The 1,646-nt window shown below is 68.3% G+C and carries 1 protein-coding gene; it reads left to right on the forward strand.

Annotation, left to right across the window (positions count from 1 at the left end; genetic code table 11):
• Positions 1-1,514 (forward strand): ATP-binding protein (locus VF584_10780; GenBank protein HEX8210650.1); only part of this gene is annotated, 1,514 nt, incomplete at its 5' end.
• Between the last annotated feature and the right edge of the window lie 132 nt (positions 1,515-1,646).

Raw genomic sequence — 1,646 nt, forward strand, 5'->3', positions numbered from 1 at the left:
ACCTGGCTATCGCCGCGCTTATCGGCGTGTCGGTCGTGCTGCTGGGGCAGGCGGTGGTGGCGTACGAGATATTCACCGGGAAGGCCCTGCCGCGGCGCAGCCTGCTGTTGCAGTGGTGGAGCGCGGTGGTGCTCGCGGGGGGCTTCAGCACGCTCGTGGGCTACAGCCTCACGGTGGCAACCCACCCGATCAACAGCCTGGTGCTGGCTACCATCCTGATGGTGGTCTTTTACGCGGTCTTTAGCTGGCGCAGCTACATCGAGCGCGAGCGGTACATGGACCTGCTCAGGCCGTTCGTGTCGGGGCGCAGCCTCTACGGCGACCTGCTGGACCAGTCGGGGCCGCTGTCCGCCTCCCAGCAACTGGAGATAGAGGGGCCGTTCCGCGTGCTGTGCGGCGAGGTGCTACGGGCCAGGGTGGCTTATCTAGCGGCGCTGGGGCCGTTGTCGCCGCTGGTGGGGCCGCCGCTGGTGTATCGCGCCCCGGAGCACAAGGACGGCAGGGCCGCGCCGGAGGGGCAGGTGCCGCTGCCGCTGGCCGAGCTAACGCCGCAGTTTACGTCGCCCCAGGTGCTGTGGGTGGCGGTGGACCCGCTGCGTTTCCATGCCGCGAGCCTGGCGGTGCCGCTGTGGAGCGAGCGCGGCCTCATCGGGGTGATGCTGCTTGGTGAGAAGCGGGATGGGGGCCTGTACACGCAGGAGGAGATCGAGATAGCGCGCGCCTCTGGAGAGCGCATGGTGGACACGCAGGCCAGCGCCGAGATGGCCCGCCGCCTCATGTCCTTGCAACGCCGCCGCCTCGCCGAAAGCCAGGTGCTCGACCGCCAGGCCCGCCGCGTGCTCCACGATGACGTGTTGCCCCTGCTCCATACCGCCATGATAGCCCTCAGCAGCCGCAAGGCCCACGTGCAGGTGCCGGGTGACGCTAGTACCGGCCCCGCCCTTAGTCCGAACGGCGCAGAGAGCGCGGGCAACGGCCCCGTGAACGGGCGTGACGGCGAGCAGGATGCCCTGGGCCTGCTTGGTGACGCCCACCGGCGCATTTCCGACCTGTTGCGCGACATGCCTTCGGGCGCGGCCCCCCAGGTGGCGCGGCTCGGCCTGCTGGGTGCGTTGCGCAAGGCGGTGGAGGAGGAGTTCGGCACCGCGTTCAATGGTGTGAGTTGGCAGGTGGAGCCTGAGGCCGAGCGGCAGACGGCGGAAGTAGCGCCCCTCGCGGCGGAGGTGCTGTACTACGCGGCACGGGAGGCAGTGCGCAACGCCGCCCGCTACGGGCGGAACGGGGACTCGGCGCGGCCCCTCCACTTGCGGGTGTCCGCCAGGACCTGGGATGGCCTGGAACTCACGGTGGAGGACGACGGTGTGGGCATGTCGGCCCCGGCGCGGGACAACGGCGGCAGCGGGCAGGGGTTGGCGCTTCACAGCACTATGATGGCGGTGGTGGGCGGGTCGCTCGCCACGGAGAGCGTAACAGGCAAGTACACGAGGGTGACACTGACGCTGCCAAAGGTTTGAGATTGGCTGAGTGCTGAGGCTTACTGAGAGCACATTTCGAGGCCGCCTGTCACTTAGAGCGAAGCCTCATTTTCAGGTGGACTGAACTTCTCGTCCGGCTGCCAGGCAGAGATGTAGTTTTTCTCCCATAGA

The sequence above is a fragment of the Longimicrobium sp. genome (assembly GCA_036389135.1).
In the GTDB taxonomy this organism is placed as follows: domain Bacteria; phylum Gemmatimonadota; class Gemmatimonadetes; order Longimicrobiales; family Longimicrobiaceae; genus Longimicrobium.